This window comes from Komagataeibacter europaeus LMG 18890, assembly GCF_000285295.1.
Lineage (GTDB): Bacteria > Pseudomonadota > Alphaproteobacteria > Acetobacterales > Acetobacteraceae > Komagataeibacter > Komagataeibacter europaeus.
The window spans coordinates 1-2,047 of the sequence record NZ_CADP01000240.1 but is presented as its reverse complement, the minus strand read 5'-3'; the positions used below and the strand labels follow the sequence as shown (position 1 = coordinate 2,047).

At 59.0% G+C, this 2,047-nt stretch carries 3 protein-coding genes and 1 pseudogene; 1 reads left to right on the top strand and 3 read right to left on the bottom strand.

Translation table 11 applies throughout. The features are described from left to right. Nucleotides 1–1,032 (top strand): IS66 family transposase (gene tnpC / locus GEU01_RS21140; RefSeq protein WP_019087543.1); only part of this gene is annotated, 1,032 nt, incomplete at its 5' end. 27 nt (nt 1,033–1,059) lie between these two features. Here the strand turns inward: tnpC and GEU01_RS21135 are convergent. The 3 genes and pseudogenes from GEU01_RS21135 to tnpA all read right to left on the bottom strand — a co-directional run. Continuing rightward, nucleotides 1,060–1,266 (bottom strand): annotated as a pseudogene (locus GEU01_RS21135) (IS66 family transposase); the annotation flags it as partial. A gap of 65 nt (nt 1,267–1,331) precedes the next feature. Then, nucleotides 1,332–1,679, bottom strand: coding sequence for an IS66 family insertion sequence element accessory protein TnpB (tnpB, locus tag GEU01_RS21130; protein ID WP_019087537.1), 348 nt, complete (start codon nt 1,677–1,679; stop codon nt 1,332–1,334). Continuing rightward, nucleotides 1,676–2,047 (bottom strand): IS66-like element accessory protein TnpA (gene tnpA, locus GEU01_RS26060; RefSeq protein ID WP_081500057.1); only part of this gene is annotated, 372 nt, incomplete at its 5' end. The genes tnpB and tnpA, both read right to left, overlap by 4 nt.

The window sequence follows — 2,047 nt, the reverse complement described above, 5'->3', positions numbered from 1 at the left end:
CTGGTCTCGAAATTCGATGACCATATCCCGCTTTATCGTCAGAACGAGATCTTTGCCCGTCAGGGTGTCGAAATCCCCCGTTCAACCCTGATCGACTGGTGTGGTCAGGCCGTTGCCGTTCTGCGTCCTCTCACAGATATGATCCGTCAGGAGGTCGTGGGGGCAGACCTGCTTCATGCCGATGATACGCCCATCCAGGTTCTTGATCCCCGCCTGCGTCAGGCTGGTAAACCACGCGGTGTGAAGGAAGGGCGGATCTGGACCTATCTGCGCGATCCCCGCCCATGGGGCGGGAGTGATCCACCCGCCGTTGCCTACTGGTTCTCTCCCGATCGCAAGGGGATCAATCCCCAGACCCATCTGGCACAGTTCCGTGGTATTCTGCAGGCTGACGCCTACGCCGGGTTCAGGGACCTGTATAAACCCGATGCAACGGGAACCGTGCGCGTGCGCGAAGCGGCCTGCTGGGCCCACCTGCGTCGGGCATTCCATGATGTCTGGAAAGGCAGCGGCTCGACAATTGCAAGGGAAGCGCTTGAGCAGATCGGAGAGCTCTACGATATCGAGCGGCAGATCACCGGGCATCCCGCCAGGCACCGTCTGGCTGTCCGACAGGAAAAAAGCCGCCCCCGCGTTATAGCGTTCCATGCCTGGTGCGAAGCACAGCTCACCCGCATCCCCGGGAAGGGGGAACTGGCAAAAGCGATCCGCTATGCGCTCAACCGGTGGGCCGCCTTTACCCTGTTTGTGGAAGATGGTCGTGTCGCCATTGACAATAATCCTGCCGAACGAGCCATACGGCCCGTATGCGTCGGCCGAAAAAACTATCTCTTTGCCGGTTCCGATGCCGGTGGGGACAACATCGCTGATGCCATGACCCTCATCGAAAGCGCAAAACTCTCAGGCCTCAATCCGCACGATTACCTCGCCGACGTCCTGGCCCGTATCAACGAGCACAAAATCAACCGGCTCCAAGAACTGTTGCCATGGAACTGGAAACCCGTGACAGATCTTCACAAACAGGCCGCATGATCAATGGCGGCCTTAAGCGGCCGGTTACAGTTGTTCAGTCTCACGCTCGATCTTTTCTGAACTGGCCCCGAATTTCTGTTTCTGCAGGCGAGCGATCCGGATCCTGAGCGACTGGACAAGGGCATCATAGGCCCGGGCCGACGCCGACAGCCGCACGATCTCGCCCTGCTGGGCCATGATGATGGCCTTGAGGGTTTCGAGATCATCAGGCAGGGGGCCAGAGTGTCGCTCCATCTCTGGATAATAGCGGAAAACTGCCAGAAAACAAAGAAATCCGCGACAGAAATAATGAAAAAAAATCAGGCTACGCGAGAGGGGGGCGCCGACCAGGATGGCCGTCTCCAGTCGATTCCTTCCCAGAGCATGGCCATCTGTGCGGCTGTCAGGCGGGCAACGCCATCTGCCGGGGAGGGCCACGGAAAACGTCCGGTCTCGAGCACCTTGTAATAAAGGCAGAACCCCTGACCGTCCCACGTCAGAAGCTTGATCCTGTCCCCCCGGCGACCGCGAAAGACGAAGAGAGCGCCCGATGTCGGGTCCTGACGCAGCCTGTCCTGTGCAAGTGCGGCCAGCCCCGATATGCCCTTGCGCATATCCGTCACCCCGCAGGCCAGATAGACACGCACACCGTTGCCCACGCCAATCATGCCGTCTCCGCGATCCGGATGACCCGTGCCAGAAGCTCTTCTGCAGGATGTCCCGTCACCCTGATACAACGGCCATTGCGCAGCACAATGGCCAACTCGTCAGTATCATCGCCAGACGCCACAGTGGGTGCATTCACGGAAGCAACAGGAACAAACGCCACAGACTGATCTGGGGAAGACAGTCTTTGACGGAATGAAGTACGCCACTGGTAAAGATGTTGGCGGGTCAGGCCATGCCGACGTGCCACATCCGATACACTTGCCCCGTCCACACCAACTTCAGCCAGTATCTCCAGCTTCCGTTCGTCCGGCCAGCGGCGACGGCGTTCAACGCCAATCAGGATTTCCTGAGCCATATTTACCTCCCA